The sequence below is a fragment of the Streptomyces inhibens genome, assembly GCF_003389455.1.
GTDB classification, from domain to species: Bacteria; Actinomycetota; Actinomycetes; order Streptomycetales; family Streptomycetaceae; genus Streptomyces; species Streptomyces inhibens.
The window spans coordinates 57,778-77,365 of sequence record NZ_QUAC01000019.1 but is presented as its reverse complement, the minus strand read 5'-3'; the positions used below and the strand labels follow the sequence as shown (position 1 = coordinate 77,365).

Genomic DNA, 19,588 nt, shown 5'->3' with positions numbered 1-19,588 from the left:
GCCCGCGGCGACCTAGCCGCGGGCCCCAGGGCCCGAGTGTCCGTACCCGGGCTATCCGGTCCGGACCCCGCTCGTCCGCTCGTCCCGCGTCGCGGATGCGAGGTGGGGGGACGCCTGGAGCAAGGAGGCGGTGAGCGGATGCCGGGGGTGGGCGAGCAGGTGGTCGGTCGGGCCCTGTTCCACGAGCCGGCCGGAGTCGAGCACGGCGATCCGGTCGGCCAGGGTGGCGGTGTCGAGGTCGTGGGTGATCAGGACCAGGGAGAGGTCCGGGCGGGTGTGCAGGAGGTCGGTGAGGAGGGTGAGGAGCCCGCGGCGGGTGATGCTGTCCAGGCCGGAGGTGATCTCGTCGCAGATCAGTACCCGGGGGTGGGCCATGAGCGCACGGGCCAGCGCGGCACGCTGGAGTTCGCCGCCGGAGAGCTGCCCGGGCTTGCGGCGTACGAGGTCGACGGCGAGGCCGAGGGAGGTCAGGGTGCGCTCCGCCTCGGCCACGGCTTCCGACCGGGGGACGTGGCGCAGGCGTATCGCGGTGCGGGCCACCTGGTCGACGACCGGGCGGTGCTCGTCGAATGCGGCGCGGGCGTCCTGGAAGACGTACTGCACCGCGGCCAGTTGCCGACGGCTTCGGGCACGGAGGCTGCGGGGCAGCGGGACGCCGTCGAGCAGGACCTCGCCGCCGTAGGTCCGGTGCAGACCGGCCAGGCAGCGGGCGAGGGTGGTCTTGCCGCTGCCGGAGCGGCCCACGACGGCCAGGCCGGTGCCGGGGTGGAGGAGGAGATCGGTGCTGTGCAGGACGGTGGTGGTGTCGTGGCGGGCGGTGAGGCCGCGTATCCGCAGTACGGCCTCGTGGTCATCGGCGTCGGCGCCATCATCGCCGGCGCCGGCCGTCGTGGCCGTCGTTGTCTCCGGCTTGACCTCGGTGGAAGCAGGGGCGGAGGCGGGGCCGGAGAGGAGTTCGCGGGTCCAGGGGTGCTGCGGCGCGCGCCACAGCCGTTCCGGCGGGCCGGACTCCACGATGCGGCCGGCGCGCATGACATGGACCTCGTCGGCCAGCGCACGGACGACATCCAGGTCGTGGCTCAGGAGCAGTACGGCGATGCCCTGCCGGGCCACGGCGGCCAGCTGAGTGGTCAGGTGACGCTTCGTCAGGGCGTCCTGGCCGGTGGTCGGTTCGTCCGCGACGACTGCCCGGGCGCCGGTCAGCAGGGCCTGTGCGAGGACGACGCGTTGCTGTTGTCCGCCGGAGAGCTGGTGGGGGTAGCGGGACAGCAGGGCTTCGCCGTCGGGGAGCTGGGCCCGGGTGAGCGCGTGCTGGATACGTTCCTGGATGGCGGGGCGGCGGTCGCGGCGGGGCAGATGGCGTACCTGGGTGCGTGCGATGTCCCGGAGGAGGGCGGATATGGGGCGGGCGGGGTTGAGGACGGTGGCGGGGTGCTGCGGTACGTAGCCGACGATGCCCTCGGGGACGCGGATCTCGCCGGTCACCCTGGCGCCGGGCGGGTATGTGCCCAGCAGGGCGAGGCCGGTGGTGGTCTTGCCGCTGCCGGAGGCGCCGACCAGGGCGGTGATCTTGCCGGGCAGCATCCGCAGGCTCACCCCGTCGACGATCGCCCTGCCACCGATTTCGACGCGCAGGTCCCGGACCTGGGCAACTTCCTTGTCGTTCACGGACTGCTCTCCCCCATTTCCCCCGGCTTTTCCCCCGGTTTGCGGCCGGGGCGCACGCGCCTCTCACGCGTGGCCAACGCCGCGTCGACCAACAGATTGACCCCCACGGTCAGCCCCACGATCAGCAGCGCCGGCACCACCACGGCCCAGGGCTGCACAAACAGCCCCGTCCGATTGCGGTCCACCATCACCGCCCAGTCGGCGGCGTCCGGTTCGACGCCGACGCCGAGGAAGGCTGCCGTGGCGACCAGATACAGCACGCCGGTGAGCCGGACCCCGGCGTCGGTGGCGAGGGTGCGCAGGGCCGAGCGGCCGACGTAGCCGACGGCCATCCGCCACCAGGTTTCGCCCTGCATACGCAGCGCCTCGACCGCGGGGCGGGAGGCCGCCTCGGCCGCGGTGGCCCGGATGATCCGGGCGGCATCCGGGATGTTGACCAGGGCCACCAGGAGCGCAAGGCCCATCGGGCCGGGTGCCAGGACCGCCGCCACCAGCAGGATGAGGAGCAGGGACGGCACGGCGAGCACGACGTCCAGGGGCCGCATCAGCAGCTCTTCGAGCCAGGTGCGGTGGGTCAGTGCGCTGATCAGGCCCAGCGGTAGCGCCACCGCGTAGGCCAGCGCTGTTGCGGCGAGCGCGGTCACGACCACCGGGCGGCCGCCGAGCAGCACCTGCCGCCAGACATCCCGGCCGACGAAGTCGGTGCCGGCCCAGTGTCCGCCGCCCAGGGTGAAGGAGGCGGCGCGCGGTCCGGCCTCGCCGGCGAACAGCGGCCCGAGGAGGGCGAGGACGAGCGGGACGCCGATGATCAGCAGGGCGACGGCGAAGCGGCCGGGGCGCGCGCGGGCGGTGACGAGGGGTGGAGCTCCGGTCGGCGGAGCGCCGGTTGCCGGTGTGGTCATGCCGCCACCAGCGCACGGGGTGCGAAGCGGTGGGCGACCACGTCCGCACCGAGGTTGAGGACGACGGCGGTGAGGCCGAAGACGATCGCAAGGCCCTGGATGACGGGGACATCGCGTTCCGCGACGGCGTTCATCAGGACCGTTCCGAGTCCGGGGATCACGAACAGGGCCTCCACGACGATGACACCGCACAGCAGCCAGTCGACCGTGCGGGCGAGTTGCTGGGCAGCGGGCGCGAGGGCGTTGGGGAGGGCGTGCGCATACCGGATGCGCGCGCCCGGGATGCCGTAGCGGCGGGCCTGCGCGGCGTACGGCGCGGCCAGCGCGTCGATCATGCCGGCGCGGACCAGGCGCGCCAGCGAGCAGACCGGCCGGGAGAGCAGGACCAGTACGGGCAGCACCAGCACCGCGGGATGGGCCGGCAGATCGGCGCCGTAGCCGACGGCGGTCGGCGGAAGCCAGCCGAGGCGCAGCGCGAAGACGGTGACCAGCAAGATGCCGAGGGCGAACTCCGGTACCGCGTAGACGGCCAGGGTCACGGAACTGATGAGGCGGTCCGTGAACCGTCCCTCGTGCCGGGCGGCCAGGACACCCAGGCCGCCGGCGACTGGCACCAGCAGGACGACCGTGAGCGCGGCGAGCAGCACGGTCGGGCCGAAGCCGTCGGCGAGGTAGGAGCTGACGGGCCGGCCCGACACCAGGGAGGTGCCGAAGTCACCGTGCAGCAGGCCGGCCGCCCAGTCCGCCAGGCGCTCGTACGCGGGCCGGTCCAGGTGCATCGCGGTGCGCAGGGCCGCGATGCGTTCGGGGTCGGGCTGGTCGCCGGCGAGCGCGACCGCGGCGTCGCCCGGCAGCGCCTCGGTGAGGGCGAAGACGAGCAGTACGACGGCCACCAGCTGCCCCGTACCGAGCAACAGGCGGCGCAGCAGCCACTGCCGCAGTCCGGTCATGCGAACCACACCTTGTCGAAGCGGGCCCAGTCCAGGGTGTTGGCGGGTGCCCGGTGTGCGACGCCTCGGACGGTGCGGGCGGTGCCGAGAATCCAGTCGGCGAATCCCCAGACGAGAAAGCCGCCTTCGGCGTACAGCTGGCGCTGCATGCGGGCGTAGACGGCGGCGCGGTCCTGGGTGTTCTTGGTGGACTGGGCCTGTCGGTAGAGCGCGTCGAAGTCCTTGTGCCGCCACTTGGTGGCGTTGGTGGTGGAGTTGGTCAGCAGCCGCTGGGAGAAGTGCGATTCGATGGGCATCGCGCCGGAGCGGTAGCAGGACAGGGTTCCGGAGTCGAGGGTGTCCTGCCAGTAGCTGTCCTTGCTGCCCATCGCCACCTTCACCTTCACCCCGGCCTTGGCGGCCTGATCCCGGAAGATCGCGGCGGCTTCGGTGAACCCGGCAGCCACGGCGGAGGTGTCCAGGGTGACCTTCAGCCCGTCGGCGCCGGCCTTCTTCAGCAGATGGCGGGCCCGGTCCAGGTCCTGTGCGCGCTGCGGCAGGCCGTCGGCGTAGTACTGGTAGCCCTTGCCGAAGAGGTCGTTGCCGATCTCGCCGGCGCCGGACAGTGCGCCGTCGACCAGCTCCTTGCGGTCGGCGATCAGGAAGAACGCCTCACGGACCCGCTTGTCGTCGAAGGGCGCCCGGTCGGTCTTCATCGCGAAGCCCTGCATGGCGCTGTTGCGCAGCCGTACGATCTCGATCTGCCCCTTGCCCTCGTGCGCGCGGGCGGTGGTCGGCGTCAGCTCGTGGGCGTACTCGACCTGGCCGCCGAGCAGGGAGTTGATGCGCGCGGACTCCTCGTTGGCGACGACGAACTCCAGCTCGTCCAGGTGCGGTGCGCCGTCCCAGTAGTCGTCGTTGCGCCGGAAGACGGCGGACCGGCCGGGGGTGAACGACACGAAGCGGAAGGGGCCGCTGCCGACCGGCCGGTGGTCGAAGTCGTGGGCTCCTTCGGGGACGATGTACGCGCCGAAGGCGGCCAGCAGGTTGGGGAATTCGGCGGTCGGCCGCTTCAGTACGAAGGACACCGTCCGGTCGTCCACGGCGCGGCTCGCCTTGAGGTCGATGGGCTCCAGCGACGCCTTGGCACGGAACGCCTGGGCCGGATCGGCGATGCGGCGGTAGCTGTAGAGGACGTCGCGCGCGGTGACCGGCTTGCCGTTGTGGAAGGTCGCCTTGCGCAGCCGGACCGTCCAGCGGTCCAGGCCGGCGTTGGGCTCCCAGGAGGAGGCGAGCCGCGGTACGGCGGAGAGGTCGGCTCCGTAGTCGGCGAGCTTGTCGAAGAGTGCCTTGGCGCGGGCGGCGTCGGCGAAGAGGTTGGCGAGGTGCGGGTCGAGGGTCTCGCTCGCCCCGCCGCCGGCGAAGGCGGCCCGCAGTCTGCCGCCGCGCCGGGGCTTGCCGCCACTGTTGCCCGCATCGTCCGAGGTACCGGAGCCGGAGCAGCCGGCGAGCGCGAGCGCGCCGAGTCCGGCCATACCGCCGGCCGCGGCGAGGAACCCGCGGCGGTGCAGGCCGGGGAAGGGGAGGCGGGAGGGGTTCACGGAGTCATCGGCAGGGGTGTGGTGCATGGCGGATTCGCGTTCCTTGGTGTGCGGAGGTGGTTGCCGGTTGGCCGGCAGGAGCGGGGACGGGACGTCAGGTATGGCGGGTCAGGCGTGCGACCAGGTGCAGCCGGTCCGCGTCGGCGGTCGGCCCCGGCATCGCGCCCTCCTTCCACGGCGGCTCGGTGCGTGGCCCCGGCCCGTCGTGCAGGTCGAGGACGTCGAAGCCGTGGGCGGCGAGTACGTACCGCAGTTCCTGGGGGAAGAGCAGCCGCCAGGCGGAGCGCTGCTCGACCGGCGGGGAACCGTCGTCGGCGGTCCACACCCGCGTACGGCGCAGCAGTTGCGCGGCCCGGTCGACGGACAGGGTGGTCGTGGACTCGTAGGTGACGCCCTGCCGGCTGAAACCGCTCACCGCCGGGGCGTCGAGGAGTTCCGTACGGCCCAGGAAGAAGGCGCCGTTGCGCATCTCCGCGACGAGCAGCCCGCCGGGCGCCAGCGCGCGCCGGCAGGAGGCGAGCAGCCCGTCCAGTTCGGCGTTGGTGTGGCAGTACAGCAGGGCGCTGTCCAGGCACACCACGGCATCGAAGGATCGCCGGGGGAACTGGAATCCGCGCAGGTCGACCCGGGTGTAGCGGGGCCCTGGGTGGTGGCTGCGGGCGTATGTCAGCATCGCGTCGGAGAGATCGGCGCCGACGACCGAGCGCCCGGCCGCGTGCAGATACGCGGCGTCGCGCCCGGTGCCGCAGCCGAGGTCCAGGACCCGTGGGCCCGCCGCGTACCGCCGTAGACAGTCCTCGGCCCAGCGGCCGGCCAGCCGCTCGGTATCGGGGAAGCGTGCCTCGTACAACTCCGGGTTGTCGGTGAGGAGGTTGCTGCCCTGGGCGGCGGTGTCATGCGTATGCATCTGTCCTCCTCACGCCGCCATCGAGACGGGAGCGACACGCACCGGCAGTCCCCGCAGGCGGTGCAGCCAGGCCACTCCGGCCGCCGACAACAGTCCGCAGACCAGACAGCACGCCCAGGGCAGCCACTGCAGATGCGCGCGGTCGCCGGTGTCCATGGCCCAGCCGACGACGGTGTTGCCCACGGCCGCGGCGATCCCGGAGACCACGTAGAACAGTCCGAAGTAGGTGCCGGTGAGGTCGGGGCGGCCGAAGTCGGGGATCAGCTCCATCACGAACGGCTGGGCGATCATGACGCCCAGGTAGAGCAGCAGCACGCCCGCCAGGACGGGCAGCGCGCGCAGCGCGGCGCCGCCGACTCCTCCGGGTGGTGTCCCCAGGCCCGCGACCGCCATCGGAGGTACGAAGGCCAGGCCCATCAGGCCGAGCCCCACGCCGATCCAGCGCGCCCGGCTGCCGCGTTCCTTCAGCGCACGGGTGATGCGCATCTGGAGCGAGAGGTTGGCGACGGTGCCGACCAGGAAGACGAGGCCGGCCGCACCCTCCCAGCCGGTGGCTCGGCGGGCTCCGTCGGGCAGCAGCAGATACAGCTGGTTCTCCAGGGTGAACATGCCGACCATGGCCAGCGCGAAGGCCATGAACATGCGGTTGCCGACTACTTCGCGCCAGTCCCCCAGGACGCTGTTGGTGGCCGGGGCGACCTCACGTGCGGGCAGTACCACGGCCTGGGCGAGGGTGAGTACCGCGAAGATGGCGGCGGCGGTGAGGGCGGAGGCGCGGAAGTCGACCAGCAGCAGGGCGCTGCCCAGGAGCGGTCCGACCAGGGCCCCGGTGGTCGCGAAGACATTGAAGAGGGCGAACGCCTCGGCCTTGCGGTCGCCGGCCTCCTGCGCGAGGTAGGCGCGTACCGCGGGGTTGAACAGCGCCCCGGCCAGTCCGCTGAGGACGGACGCGGCGAGGAGTACGGTCAGGCTGTCGCCGAGTGCGAAGAGGCCGAAGCCCACCGTGCGCAGCGCGCAGCCGGCGATGATCACGCCGCGGGCGCCGAGCCGGTCGGATGCCGAGCCGCCGATGAGGAACAGTCCCTGCTGGCTGAGGTTGCGGACGCCGAGCACGACGCCGACGACCGCGGCCGACATCCCCAGGTCCTCGCTCAGGTGCACGGCGAGGTAGGGAACGAGCAGGTAGAAGCCGGTGTTGACGCCGAGTTGGTTGATCAGCAGCAGGCGGATGGCGAGCGGGAAGCCGCGTATCTCGTGCCAGGTCTTCATCGTGGTGCCTCCTCGCCGTCGGCCGGCCGTACGCCGAGTCCGGGCCGGTCGCCCGCCCGTACGGTGCCGTCGGTACCGCCGATGCCGGTCCAGGGGTCATGGGCGAGCAGGAGGTGCCCGTCGAGGTCGGTCCACCGGGCCCGGTGGGCGAGGTGGACGGCGGGTGCGATGCCGAGTGTGCTGGCGGTCAGGCAGCCGAGCATCAGGGACGTGCCGCTGCCGGCGAGCAGCTCGGCGATGCTCCGGGCCGCGGTGACGCCGCCGCACTTGGCGAGCTTGACGTTGATGCCGTGTACCCGGCCGGCCAGCCGCCGGGCGTCCTCGATGCCGATCGCGTCCTCGTCGGCGATGATCGGCAGCGGTGAGTGTGCGGCGAGCCGGGCCAGTGACTCGGGGTCTCCTGGGGCCAGCGGCTGCTCGACGGCCTCGATGCCGAGGTCCGCGTAACGGGGCAGCAGGGAGGTGGCCAGGGTGGTGGTCCAGGCGCCGTTGGGGTCGAGCAGCAGCCGGGTGTGCGGTGCGGCGTTCCGTACGGCCAGGACGCGGGACAGGTCGTCCTCGGGGTCGGGGGTACCCACCTTGAGCTTGAGGACGGTGAAACCGTGCCGCACCAGCCGGGCCGCCTGCTGCGCCGCCTCGCGCGGTCCGGTGATGCCGATGGTGCGGGCGGTCGCGGCGACGGGCGCGGTGGGGGCGTCGAGGAGCTGGTGCACGGGGGTGCCGGCGCGCTTGCCGATGAGGTCGAGCAGCGCCGAGTCGACGGCCGCGGTGACCGCGGCGGGTGTGTCCCGCGCGGTCAGTTCGCCGGTGCGCAGGGCCTCGTGTGCGGTCTCGGGGTCAGCGAAGCGGGCGAGTTCCAGGGCGGTCTCGCTCAGCAGCCGTCCGAGGGTGGTGGCGTCCAAGCCGTAGTACGTACTGCTGACGGCCTCGCCGTAGCCACGCTGTCCTTGGTGCTCGATGGCCAGCCATACGGCGTCGCGGGCCGCCATCGTCGAGCGGGAGATGCGCAGTGGCTCGGCGAGTTCGAGCCGTACGGTGCGCTGACTGAGCTTCACGGGGCCTCTTCGAAGTGGTCCTGGTGGGCGATGTACGGGCCTGCGGCTGCGGGCGCATGCCGGTCGCGACCTTCCTGGTGGCGGCCGGTGAGCGGGTCGGCCACCGTCCGGCACCTGACCCAGCCCGTCGCCTCGGCGGCCTGGGGGTGCGGGATCTCGACGGGTCGGGTGGCCGCGGCGGTCAGATCGAGCCCGTGCGCCGCGGCGAAGTCGTCGTCGAAGACGCTGCCGAGGTAGCGCTGCGGCCCGTCGGGGAAGACCGTGGCGACGACGGCACCAGGGTGCACACGGGCGGCCCAGGCCGCGACGAGCGCGACCGCGCCGGTGCTCCAGCCGCCGCTGACGAAGTTGGACCGGGCCAGGCGGCGGCAGGCGCCGGCGGACTCGGCCGGCCCGACCCAGTGCACTTCGTCGAACGCCTGGTAGGCCACATTGCGCGGATGGATGCTGCTGCCCAGGCCCCGCATCAGCCGGGGTCTGGCGGGCTGGCCGAAGATCGTCGAGCCGGTGGCGTCCACACCGATCAGCCGCAGCCGCGGCCAGTGCCGGCGCAGCGGGCCGACCACGCCCGCGCTGTGGCCGCCGGTGCCGACACTGCACACCAGGACATCGAGATGGTCCAGCTGGGCCGCCATCTCGGCGGCCAGCGAGGCGTAACCGGCAATGTTGTCGGGGTTGTTGTACTGGTCGGGCCAGTACGCGCCCGGCAGCTCGGCCAGCAGCTGCCGCAGCCGGGCCAGCCGGGCCGCCTGCCAGCCGCCCTCGGCGGCCGGGCGGTCCACCAGCTCCAGTCGGACTCCGTACGTCCGCAGCAGCTGTCGCATCGAGGGCTCCAGCTCGGTGTCGCCGACCAGCACGACGGGGTGGCCGAGCGCCTGGCCCGCGAAGGCGAGTCCGATGCCGAGGGTGCCGGAGGTGGACTCCACGACCGGGGCGCCGGGCCGCAGTTCGCCGCGTTGCGCGGCGCCGCGCAGCATGGACACGGCGGCGCGGGCTTTCATGCCACCGGCGCCGAGCCCTTCGAGCTTGGCCCAGAAGCCGGGGTGCGGGCAGGGCAGATCGGCGGTGATCCGGGCGAGCGGGGTGCGGCCGAGCAGGCCGAGCAGCTCCGGGTTGGCGGTGGGGTGCAGTACGGCGGTGGTCACCGGGCGGCTCCGGGGGCCGCGCTGCCGCCGTAGCGGTGGATGATCCCGGGCCCGCCGTCGAGCCAGAAGAACGGGTACGGCTCGGCGCACACCGCGCTCACCCCGGCGCCCAGGAAGCGGGGCAGCACCGCGCTGCCGGTCTGGGCGAACATCACCAGCGGCGTGCCGTGCCGCAGCGCGTGTGCCCGCAGCCGCTCGAAGGTGCCGTTGCCCAGCGTCATCCCGGAGGCGAGCACCGCGTCGCAGCGCGGCAGCTCCGCGAGCGCGTCGGTACGGATCGGCTCGCCCCACTCGGTCGTACCGCCCTTGAGATCGCAGGGCACGTACGAAAGGCCGCGCTCACGCAGCGCTTCCAGCAGGGAGTTGACCACGCCCACCACGAGCACCCGCGCGCCGGGCGGGGCGTCGATGAGGTGGACGACGGCCCGCGCCCTGGCCCGCGACTTCCTGAGCGAACTCCCGGCGGGCAGTGACCACGGCCGCGCGCCGTTCGCGGGCGTGTGCGGCAGGACGTGCATCAGATACGCGTCCAGGGCGGCCACCCGCACCGGGCGCAGCTCGTGCTCCAGGAGGCGGGCGACATCCGCGCCGACACAGTCGTCGATCGCGGCCTCCGGCAGCTCGCCGGGTTCCAGCGCACACGAGCCGACCGCCGCGCCCAGCCGCAGGCTCAGCACTTCATTGCGGTAGCCGCCGGTGCGCCCTTCGTGGCGTACGGCCTGCCGGGTGCTGAAGGCCACGGCGATCCGCTGGGTATCGGGCGCGGGACCGAAGTCGCCGCGCAGGACGCCGGCGACGAGGTCGTCGTACGAGGCGGCGGTGGGCCCGGCGCCGGAACGGGGCGCCCCGGCCGGGGTGATGACGGTCTTGACGGTGCCGGTCATCGGTTCACCACCCGCGGACAGAGCGCGGACAGCAGGGCCTCGACGCGCCCACGGGCTCCGGGGCCCGTGGCATCGCCGGCCATGACGTGCCCCAGGTAGGCGTTGTTGCTGTCGGCCGGCTTGACCGCCCTGCCGGGCTCGGCGAGCTGGAGTTCCAGCACCTCCGGTGCCTCGCGCACAAGGTCGGCGCCGTCGACGGCCTCCAGGACGCCAGCGGTCTGCGGCACCAGGAATCCGATCGCGGCACTGCGCAGCCCGGTGTCCCGTATCCGCAGATCGGGCGGGTGCCCCAGCGCCACGTCCACGCAGGCGGCGGCGATGTCGACACCGGTCACATGGCGGACGAGTTCGGTGATGCGGTTCCCGGCGGGGCGCGGGTTGACCTCGACCACGCGCGGCCCGTCGGGGGTCAGCTTGATCTCGGTGTGCGCGACGACATTGTCGAGTCCGAGTGCCTTGAGGGCCTGCACGGCGGTCTGCTCGGCGGCCGTTGCGTCGGCGGCCGTGAGGGCGGCGGGAAACATATGGCCGGTCTCGATGAAGGCCGGTGCCCCGCCGACGCTCTTGTCCGTCACTCCCACCACATGGGTACGGCCCTCGAACGTCACGGTCTCCACGCTGACTTCGGGGCCGTGCAGCAGCTCTTCGAGCAGCACGAGCGGGGCACGGCGCTGACCGCGCGCGTTGACGGGGAAATCGTCGAGCGCACGGTGGGCGCGGACCAGCTCCTCCTCGTCGTCGACGCGTCGTACGTACATCCCCGCGCACAGGTCCACGGGCTTGAGCACCAGCGGGTAGCCGAGCTCCGCCGCCGCGACGACGGCCGCCGACCGGTCCGCGCAGACCGCGAACCGCGGTCCGGCCACTGCGGCGTCGGCGAGCGCCCGGCGGGTCGCGTCCTTGCGGCAGGCGTTCTCGACCGCTTCGGGCGAGGGGCCCGGCAGCCCCAGACGGTCGGCGATCCGGGCGACCGTGGGGAGGTAGTAGTCGCAGGAGGTGATCACGCCGTCGAACCCCAGGGCCTTGTGCAGGCGGTCGACGGCCGGCAGCAGGGTGTCGAGGTCATTGGTGTCGCCGGTCAGCACATTGCGGGCCCCCAGCAGGGGATGGGCGGTGCCTTCGGGCGCGGAGCGCAGGTAGTGGTGCATATCGCGGGTGAGGAAGGTGAACTCGTGCCCGCCCTCGCGGATCGCTCGTGGGAGCAGCCTGCTCATCGCTCCGACCCAGCTCTCGACCATCAGCAGATGAGCCACGGTTTCCCTTCGTCGTCAACGTGGTTGGGGTCCTTGGCCGGGCCGGCGGGGCCCTTGCGAGCACCCCGGCGGCTTGACCGGCCGCCACTGTAAACGATAATCATTTTCATTGCCACTGGCTGCGCGGCCGTCACCGCCGCCCCACCGCCACTCCTGAATGCGAGACCTGTGATCCCCGCCCCTTCCCGCACCGGCCTGCTCTGCGCGCTCACCGCCACGGCCGCCCTCCTCCCGGCCGTACCCGTCCACGCCGCTCCCCCGGCCCCCGCGCTTCGCTTCGGCGCCTGTCCGGCCTCCGTGCCGGATCCGCCCGCTCCCGCACATGTGGAGTGCGGCCGGCTCAGCGTCCCGCTGGACCGGAGCCGTCCGGACGGCAGGCAGATCCACATAGCCGTCTCCCGTGTCCGCGCCGCCGGCCCACCGGCCGAGCGACGCGGAGTGCTGCTGGTGAACCCCGGCGGGCCCGGTGGCGCGGGCCTCCCGTACGCCGTCACCAAACGGGCCAAGCTCCCCGAGAGCGTGCGGCGTTCCTACGACGTCATCGGCTTCGATCCGCGCGGCACCGGGCAGAGCACGCCCGTGCAGTGCGGCCCGATGGGCGGCCTCTTCGACAGCCCCGGCCAGGACCCCGTACCGGCCGGCCGCGCGGCCGAGCGCGTCTACCTCGATACCCTGCGGCGGACCGCGGACGACTGCGCCGCCGGTGCCGGAAAGGCCCTGCCGTATCTGTCGACCACCCGGACCGCCCACGACATGGACGCGATCCGCCTCGCTCTCGGCGAGCGGCGGATCAGCTTCCTCGGCGTCTCCTACGGCAGCTACCTCGGCGCCGCGTACGCCGCTCAATTCCCCCGGCACATCGAGCGGATGGTGCTGGACAGCGTCGTCGGACCTTGGGGGTGGTACGACTTCGACCGTAAACAGAGTCGGGCGCTGCTTCGCCAGCGCGCGGAGTTCCTGTCATGGGTTGCTGTTCATTCGGGGCGGTTTGGGCTTGGCAGTAATGGTGATGCGGTGCGGGCGGCCTACCAGGGGGTGCGCGATGGGCTTGCCCGGCGTCCGGTCGAGGGCTTCGGGGCGGCGGAGTTCGACCGCGCCGTCTACCGGGCGCTGGGCCGCACCGAGCGCTGGGCCCCACTCGCCGATGGCATGCGCGCCTACCTGGACACCGGCAGCACCGGACAGCTCCGCCCCGCCGAACCCTTCGACGGCGCCGCGTCACGCACATACGAGGCGGCCAACCGCGCGGTCAAGTGCGCGGACAGCCACGCTCCCACGCCCGGGCGTGTGGTGGCCGACATCCGGCGGATCCGGCGGCTCGACCCGCAGCCGGTGCTCACGGGCATGGAGGCGTCGGTTTGCGCCTTCTGGCACCACCGGCCCGTGCACAACACTCCCCTCGGCAGTGCCGAGGCACCCCCGGTGATGCTGATCGCCTCCGAGCACGATCCCGTCACCCCCATCGAGGGCGCGCACGCACTGCGGCGGCGGCTGCCGGGCTCCCGTCTGATCACCCTGCATCACGACTACTCACACGGGGTGTTCGCCAGCCGGGGCAATGCCTGCGTGGACGGCGCGGCGGCGAAGTACCTGGTCGACGGGGCCGTACCGAGCACCGACGTGCACTGCCTCGGGCCGGGGTTGCCAAGTCCGTAACCTGGCCGACCACGCTTCCGGTTCTCGGGTAGAACCGTCCTCATGCATCAACCACTCACCATCCACCGCATATTCGGCGACCGTCCGTACGCCGAGATCGGGTACCCCACTACAGCCGTACGCGACGAGCGGCTCGGCCTGCTCGCGATCGGCGGGGCGCTCGGCACCATGCAGTGGCCCGGCTGGGATGCGGCACGGGGCTGGAGCCGGTCGAGGGTCGGGGTCTACACCGCGGACGGGGCACGCTGCCACCATCTGCTGCGGTCCCACTGGCCGGTGAGCGCATTGCGGTTCCATCCGAGCCTGCCGCTGCTCGCGATCGGCACAGGCGGCTGGAGTCAGGAGGGTGAACTGCTGCTCCTGAACCTCGATTCCGGCAAGGTCGTCTCCGTGGCGGAGGGGCGGGATCGGCACATCTGCGGCCTGCGGTGGCTCGATGACCGGACTCTGGAGGTCTTCCTGGCGCCGGACGACGAGGAAGACCTCGACGAAGGTGGCCCGGATGCGCTCCGGTACGTCATCGAGTGCGACGACTGGACCGCGGCCACCGAGGGGATGGTGGCCGCGGAGGAGCTGCCGTGGGGCCCGCCCGATGCGCGGATGCCTGACGCGCCGGACGGCCTCCGCCGGGAGCTCGCGCGGCTGACCTGGACGCCCTGGGCGCCTCGGCAGCTCGTCTGGGCGGTGGAACCCCTGGACGACGGCCGCATCCTGGCCACGCTGGACGGGATACAGCTGGAGTGCTGGAGCCCGGACGGGATACGGGAGTGGGCCGTCGCGGGCCAAGACGGTGGCCGGGAGATCCTGCTGACACCGGACCGGCGCTCGGCGTGGGTCAACACCAGCGGCCGGACACGCTGGGACGGCGACGGCTGGCACGAGCGGCCGTACCCGATCGACCGGCTGTCGGTCAACGGCGGCGCCGTCCTCGACACCGTCGACCCCGGCTTCGCCGTCGCCTGCGTCGCCCGTCACGACGGCTGGCTGGCCCTGCGCGACTGCCGGTACCACGTCGAACGCCCCGTCACGGTGCTGGTCTCCCCCGGCCATCGCGAGGCGGCCCGCTTCGAGCTGGGCGGCTACAACCTGTTCAACCATCACCTCCCGGTCCGCCACAGCCCCGAACTCCTCTTCCTGCAAGGGGATCCGCAGCAGCCCTCGGCGGAAAATTGGGTCGTGCAGGTGGACCCACCGGACGGCTGGGCGCCTCCCCGGGTCCACAGACTCTTCCCGCTCGAATGGGACAGCGCCCGCAACGCGCACCTGGTCGGCGGTCCCGCCGTCCATCTCGACGACGCGCACGGCCCGGCCCTCGTCCACGCCGGCACCTTCCCCTATCCGCACGGCCTCCGGCCCGGTGATGCCTTCGTCGCCCGTCGGCGCCTGACGGACGGGGCACCCGCGTGGGTGTTCCTGGCCGACGCTCAGGCGACGGCGATGGACACCGATGGCGAGACGGTGTACGTCGCCTACAACTCCGGTGAGGTGGTTGCGCTGCATGCGGGCGAGGGGACCGTACGCCAGAGGCGCCTGCTGTCCATCGACGGCCGAGTGGCGGACCCGCTCTCCCTCACCGTCGCCGGGCCGGGCCGGCTGCTGATCGGCACCGTCGACGGACGCATCGTCGACTGCGGAATCTGACCGAGGGCCCGGGCACCTGCGCCGTTGGGCAGCACGCATCGGGCCGTCCCGTACGCCGTCACAACAGTTTCGTCAACAGTGTCCGCAGAAACGATCAAAAGTGATAATTATTCGACCAGGTTCATCACAAGGTCTGTACAGAATTATCAGGCCGAGCTTCCCATCCAAGCGTCCCAGGGTTCAGGAACCGGGCTATGAAGGAGAAGGCATGCGACCGTTCGCGTTGAGCTACGCCCGTCCGGCGGTGAAGTCACCGACCAGCACTCCGTACACCTACGACGCCACGCGGCAGCTCAACGTCCTGCCCGACGGGCGTCCGGCCACCTGCAGCCGGGCGGTGCTGCTGGCCACCGGCACGACCGCCTCCACCGCCGGCTCCAAGACCCACTTCGACGACTGAGCGCCGATGACCGTCCTGATCCTTACCTGTGAGGAGGACTTGACAGCGGACATGGTGGTGTCGACGCTGCACGACCTCGGCGTCCCGCTCGTACGCCTCGACCCGGCCGACCTGCCCGGGACGGTCGCCCTGTCGGCGGACTATGTCAGGAACGACTTCCACGGGTACCTCAAGGCAGGCGAACGCATGGTGAGCCTGAGCAGCCTGCGCTCGATATGGGTCCGCCGGCCCGGCACTCCCGGGGCACGCGCCGCGGAGCAGTCCACCTGGCTCACGGCCGAGTCCGAGCAGGCGCTGTACGGCATGCTCACCTGCACCCGGGCACGCTGGATGAACCACCCCGTCGCGGCCATGCAGGCGCGCTACAAACCGTGGCAGCTCCATACCGCCCACCACAGCGGCTTCGCCGTGCCCCCCACATTGATCACCACATTTCCGTCGGTCGCCCGTCAGTTCGCGGCCACCCACCGGGACCTCGTGGTGAAATCGGTCTCCGGAAAGCACCCCGGCGATCCCCCGCTGGTGCTGCCCACCACCCGCATCAGTCCGGACGTGGACTTCGCCGGCGTCGCGGCCGGCCCGACCCTGTTCCAGCGGCACATCCGCAAGCAGGCCGATATCCGGCTGACCTGCATCGGCAGCCATCTCTCCGCGGCCCGCAAGAAATCCGACCCCGACGAGGTGGACAGCCGCTTCACGGACAACAGCACCTGGGAGCCCGTCGCGGTCCCCGACGCCGTCCACCGGGCGGTGGAGGGCTATATGACGACTGCTCAACTCGCATACGGAGCCTTCGACTTCGCCGAGGACACGGACGGAACCTGGTGGTTCCTGGAATGCAACCAGGGCGGCCAGTTCGGCTTCATCCAGCTCGACACCGACCAGCCACTCGCCCAGGCCGTGGCCACCTGGCTGGCCGCCGAACCCTTCACGTAGAAAGCGCCGCTCGGCGCATACGACACACCCCGGCGGACCGCGAGTGGCCGGTCCACCGGGGCGAGATGACGTGCCTACAGAACGGCGACCGTCTCCTGACGCGCGTAACTGAAGCCGTCATTGTCGAAATAGAAGACGGTGACCTTCACCTTGTCGCCCTTGGCGAAGTGCGAACCGACGGCCGGACGCATGGTCACCTTGGCCGCGTGACTGTTGTAGTCACAGGCGAGCTTGTCGGCCTTGATGGTGCCCGCGGCGACCGACTCGTCGTGACCGGTCTGGTTGACCTTGGCCGCGTTGGCGACCAGTTGGTGGTTCATGCCGGGGTCGCAGGAGTACGTGACGTTCACCTGGACGCCCGGATCGTGCAGCGAGACCTTGTCGATGGCCAGCAGATTGGCCTTGGCCACAGCGGACGGCGCTGCGACCAGCGCACTTGCGCCGACCATGACGGCGACGGCCGCGGTCCCGGCGAGGCGACGCCCAAGACGGGATGTCTTCATCGAGGTTCCTTCCCCCTGTACTGTCATCTGCCGCCTGTCACCTTGGTCTGCTGCGATGGAGAGGATCCTCCGACTCTGCGGGTGACTGCGACAGTTGTTCGGTTTGGATCGTGATCCTATGTGATCTCCCGTGGTGGTGGGGTCTGTTCTGAACCTGGCGGACGCGGTCATCCATGAGAACGGCCGGCCTTGCCGGGCGCGTAGGGTCGGTCCCGTTCATGCGTACGCGGGTTTCCCGCTGATGTATCACTGGCGGGTCCTGCCCGGCTCCCCTCCCGAAGGATTCACCGACGGGTTCGGGGGTTTGGAGGGAGCGATCGCGCGCGGTTCCGCCTTCATGAGCTCTCGCGAACTCGTCCACTTCGACGCCCACTTCGCCAACACCCTGACCGATGGCCGCCGGCTCTACTTCGCCGACTTCGGACTTGCCCTCAGCTCCCGCTTCGACCTTTCAGCGGACGAGACCGAGTTCCTCTCCAACCGCCGCGCGTACGACCACTGCTACACCCCGAGCCACCTGCTCCATCACCATCTGCTCGACGGCGTGCGCGGCGACACGGAACGCGGAGCCTTCCTGTGTGACTGGATCGCAGGCCGACGGCCTGGCGGCATCCCGGCCGAGATCGCCGCCATCATCGACCGGCACGCCCGCCCTGCCGTCGTCCTGGACGGCTTCCACCGCCGTCTGCTCACGAAGAGCAAGCGGACGCGGTTCCCGACCGTGGAGATCGCGCGGGAGTTGGGCGCTGGAGCCACGGTGGCGAGCTGACGCCACCTCCGTGACAGGTGACCTACCCACCACCTGCCGGGCTGCCCGGGGCGGGGGCCGTGAGGGAGTGCGAGAGGAAGGCGTTGAGGCGGTGCTGGAGACTGGCGTAGTCGGCGGCGGGTCCCGGGGGTAGCCGGCGCAACCGGTCGCGGGCGGGGGCCAGCAGGGCGTCTACGGACCGCTTGGCGGCGCGGACGGCCGGCGGGGGGTGTTCGCTGATCGAGGCGACGAGGGCAGAGGTGGTGGCTGCCAGTTCCGGCTCGGGGACGCTGATGGTGGCCAGACCGAGTCGCGCCGCCTCCTCGCCGTCGACGAGCCGGCCGGTGAGCAGCAGCTCGCGGGCGGCCGCGGGGCCGGTGAGCAGCGCGATACGGGCCGCGAAGGCCGGGGGCACCAGGATGCCCCAGCGGGCGATGGGCATGCCGAGCCTGGCGTCGGAGGCGACGATCCTGAGGTCGCAGGCGCAGGCGAGTTGGCAGCCCGCTCCGGCGGCCGTGCCGCGGACTTCGGCGACCACGGGGACCGGAAGGCGTTCGACGGCGGTGAGCGCGTTCTCCATGGCGGAGAAGCTCGCCTCGATCTCGGCGGGGTCGGCGGACAGCCATTCGCGCATGTCGGAGCCTGCGCTGAAGGCGCCGGTGCCGCGCCCCGACAGGACGACCGCGCGCAAGGTCCGGTCCTCGGCGAGCTGGTGGAACAGGGCGGCGAGGGCCTGCCAGTCGCGGGTGCCGAGGGCGTTGGCGCGGCGCCCGCTGCCGATCCGGACCGTGGCGAGAGCGCCGTCGCGCCGGATGCCGATGGCTCCGGTGCCGGTCACCGTACGGCTCCCGAGGCACGGAGTTCGGCAATGTCCGCCGGGGAGTAGCCGGTCTCGGCGAGTACCTCGTCGGTGTGCTGGCCCAGCAGAGGTGGTGCCGTACGGATGCGGGCAGGGGTCGCACTGAGCTTCAGGGGGGAAGCCACGGTGCGCAGGCGTCCGGCGGTGGGGTGGTCGAGTTCGGTGACCATCCCGCGGGCGACGGCCTGCGGGCCGCTCAGCGCCTGGGCGACGTCGCTGATGGGGGCGCACGGGATGCCCGCGTCGTCCAGCAGTTGGGCCCATTCGGCGGCGCCGCGCCGGGCGAGGGCTTCCTCCAGCAGCGGGATCAGCTGCTCGCGGTGGCGGACCCGGTCGGGGTTGGTCGCGAAACGGGGGTCACGGCCGAGCGGGGCCAGGCCGAGGACGTCCGCGAGGCGCCGCCACAGCTTGTCGTTGCCGGCGGCGACCATCACATGGCCGTCCGCCGTGGCAAGGGCCTGGTAGGGGACGATCGTGGGATGGGCCGAGCCGTGCGGAGCGGGGACGGCGCCGGTCGCGAAGTGGCCGCCGGCCACGTAGGTGAGCCAGGCGAGTTGGCCGTCGAGCAGCGAGATGTCCACATGCTGTCCGCGGCCGGTGGTCCGGCGGGCCTGGAGGGCGGCGAGGATGCCGATGGCGGCCCACATGCCCGCGCCGATGTCGGCGGTGGCGACGCCCGGCCGCATGGGCCGGCCGCCGGGTTCTCCGGTGATGCTCATCATCCCGCTCTGGGCCTGCGCGATGGCGTCGTAGCCGGGCCGGGTGGCCCAGGGGCCGGTCTGTCCGTAGCCGGAGATCGAGGCGTAGATCAGGCGGGGGTTGCGGGCGGACAGGTCGCGGTGGCCCAGGCCGAGGCGGTCGGCGGTGCCCGGGCGGAAGTTCTCCACGACCACATCGGCCCGGTCCGCGAGCCGCAGCACGAACTCCCGGCCCTGGTCGGTCTTGAGGTCGACCGATATCCCGCGCTTGTTGCGGTTGGCGGCAAGAAAGTAGGCGGCCTCGGTGCCCTGGAACGGCGGGCCCCATTGGCGGGTGTCGTCGCCGTCCTTGGTGTCCTCCACCTTGATGACCTCGGCGCCGAGGTCGGCCAGGACCATGGTGGCGAGCGGGCCGGACAGAATGCGGGACAGGTCCAGCACGCGGATTCCGGTGAGCGCGGGTGACGCCTCGGCTCCGGGCGCGGGGACGGGAGGGGTGGTCGAGATCATCGGGGCGAGCCCTTTCGCAGAGGA

Annotated in this window: 17 protein-coding genes and 1 pseudogene; 5 read left to right on the top strand and 13 right to left on the bottom strand. The window is 72.0% G+C overall.

Annotated elements, in window-relative coordinates:
• Window positions 1-51 precede the first annotated feature (51 nt).
• The 10 genes from DY245_RS03510 to DY245_RS03465 all read right to left on the bottom strand — a co-directional run bounded on the left by DY245_RS03510 (window position 52) and on the right by DY245_RS03465 (window position 11,613).
• Window positions 52-1,668 carry an ABC transporter ATP-binding protein gene (locus tag DY245_RS03510; protein WP_244942804.1) on the bottom strand — a complete coding sequence of 539 codons (1,617 nt, stop codon included), beginning with the start codon at window positions 1,666-1,668 and terminating at the stop codon, window positions 52-54.
• Entirely contained in the window at window positions 1,665-2,570 is a 906-nt protein-coding gene (locus DY245_RS03505; RefSeq protein ID WP_128503340.1) for an ABC transporter permease, read from the bottom strand. Before DY245_RS03505 ends, DY245_RS03510 begins: the two co-directional genes overlap by 4 nt.
• Entirely contained in the window at window positions 2,567-3,520 is a 954-nt protein-coding gene (locus DY245_RS03500) for an ABC transporter permease (protein ID WP_128503338.1), read from the bottom strand. The genes DY245_RS03505 and DY245_RS03500 overlap by 4 nt, the downstream gene beginning before the upstream one ends.
• Window positions 3,517-5,127 carry an ABC transporter substrate-binding protein gene (locus DY245_RS03495; protein ID WP_128503336.1) on the bottom strand — a complete coding sequence of 537 codons (1,611 nt, stop codon included), beginning with the start codon at window positions 5,125-5,127 and terminating at the stop codon, window positions 3,517-3,519. Before DY245_RS03495 ends, DY245_RS03500 begins: the two co-directional genes overlap by 4 nt.
• A gap of 67 nt (window positions 5,128-5,194) precedes the next feature.
• Window positions 5,195-6,007: a class I SAM-dependent DNA methyltransferase gene (locus tag DY245_RS03490; protein ID WP_128503334.1), complete on the bottom strand. Its 813-nt coding sequence runs from the start codon at window positions 6,005-6,007 to the stop codon at window positions 5,195-5,197.
• Window positions 6,008-6,016: 9 nt separating this feature from the next.
• Window positions 6,017-7,276, bottom strand: a complete 1,260-nt coding sequence (locus DY245_RS03485) for an MFS transporter (RefSeq protein WP_128503332.1) — start codon at window positions 7,274-7,276, stop codon at window positions 6,017-6,019.
• Window positions 7,273-8,331: a mandelate racemase/muconate lactonizing enzyme family protein gene (locus DY245_RS03480; RefSeq protein WP_128503330.1), complete on the bottom strand. Its 1,059-nt coding sequence runs from the start codon at window positions 8,329-8,331 to the stop codon at window positions 7,273-7,275. The genes DY245_RS03485 and DY245_RS03480 overlap by 4 nt, the downstream gene beginning before the upstream one ends.
• Window positions 8,328-9,476, bottom strand: coding sequence for a PLP-dependent cysteine synthase family protein (locus tag DY245_RS03475; RefSeq protein WP_280524944.1), 1,149 nt, complete (start codon window positions 9,474-9,476; stop codon window positions 8,328-8,330). The genes DY245_RS03480 and DY245_RS03475 overlap by 4 nt, the downstream gene beginning before the upstream one ends.
• A complete protein-coding gene (locus DY245_RS03470; protein WP_128503328.1) occupies window positions 9,473-10,360 on the bottom strand; it encodes a Rossmann-like domain-containing protein in 888 nt (295 codons plus the stop codon). Before DY245_RS03470 ends, DY245_RS03475 begins: the two co-directional genes overlap by 4 nt.
• Window positions 10,357-11,613, bottom strand: coding sequence for an ATP-grasp domain-containing protein (locus DY245_RS03465; RefSeq protein WP_181923502.1), 1,257 nt, complete (start codon window positions 11,611-11,613; stop codon window positions 10,357-10,359). Before DY245_RS03465 ends, DY245_RS03470 begins: the two co-directional genes overlap by 4 nt.
• A gap of 168 nt (window positions 11,614-11,781) precedes the next feature.
• Between DY245_RS03465 and DY245_RS03460 the strand changes: the two genes are divergently transcribed.
• The 4 genes from DY245_RS03460 to tgmB all read left to right on the top strand — a co-directional run bounded on the left by DY245_RS03460 (window position 11,782) and on the right by tgmB (window position 16,246).
• Window positions 11,782-13,269, top strand: coding sequence for an alpha/beta fold hydrolase (locus DY245_RS03460; RefSeq protein WP_244942803.1), 1,488 nt, complete (start codon window positions 11,782-11,784; stop codon window positions 13,267-13,269).
• Window positions 13,270-13,311: 42 nt separating this feature from the next.
• Window positions 13,312-14,910, top strand: coding sequence for a hypothetical protein (locus tag DY245_RS03455; protein ID WP_128503326.1), 1,599 nt, complete (start codon window positions 13,312-13,314; stop codon window positions 14,908-14,910).
• 208 nt (window positions 14,911-15,118) lie between these two features.
• Window positions 15,119-15,310, top strand: a complete 192-nt coding sequence (gene tgmA, locus DY245_RS03450; protein WP_181923501.1) for a putative ATP-grasp-modified RiPP — start codon at window positions 15,119-15,121, stop codon at window positions 15,308-15,310.
• A gap of 6 nt (window positions 15,311-15,316) precedes the next feature.
• Window positions 15,317-16,246: an ATP-grasp ribosomal peptide maturase gene (gene tgmB, locus DY245_RS03445; protein WP_128503324.1), complete on the top strand. Its 930-nt coding sequence runs from the start codon at window positions 15,317-15,319 to the stop codon at window positions 16,244-16,246.
• 74 nt (window positions 16,247-16,320) lie between these two features.
• Here tgmB and DY245_RS03440 read toward each other — a convergent pair whose 3' ends face one another.
• Window positions 16,321-16,749, bottom strand: a complete 429-nt coding sequence (locus DY245_RS03440; RefSeq protein ID WP_128503322.1) for a hypothetical protein — start codon at window positions 16,747-16,749, stop codon at window positions 16,321-16,323.
• Between the two features lie 223 nt (window positions 16,750-16,972).
• Between DY245_RS03440 and DY245_RS03435 the strand changes: the two are divergent.
• Window positions 16,973-17,518 (top strand): annotated as a pseudogene (locus DY245_RS03435) (protein kinase family protein); the annotation flags it as partial.
• Between the two features lie 22 nt (window positions 17,519-17,540).
• On the opposite strand, the gene DY245_RS03430 reads toward DY245_RS03435, so the two are convergent.
• Both DY245_RS03430 and DY245_RS03425 read right to left on the bottom strand, forming a co-directional pair.
• Window positions 17,541-18,335, bottom strand: a complete 795-nt coding sequence (locus tag DY245_RS03430; RefSeq protein WP_128503319.1) for an enoyl-CoA hydratase/isomerase family protein — start codon at window positions 18,333-18,335, stop codon at window positions 17,541-17,543.
• A complete protein-coding gene (locus tag DY245_RS03425; RefSeq protein ID WP_128503317.1) occupies window positions 18,332-19,564 on the bottom strand; it encodes a CaiB/BaiF CoA transferase family protein in 1,233 nt (410 codons plus the stop codon). Before DY245_RS03425 ends, DY245_RS03430 begins: the two co-directional genes overlap by 4 nt.
• Between the last annotated feature and the right edge of the window lie 24 nt (window positions 19,565-19,588).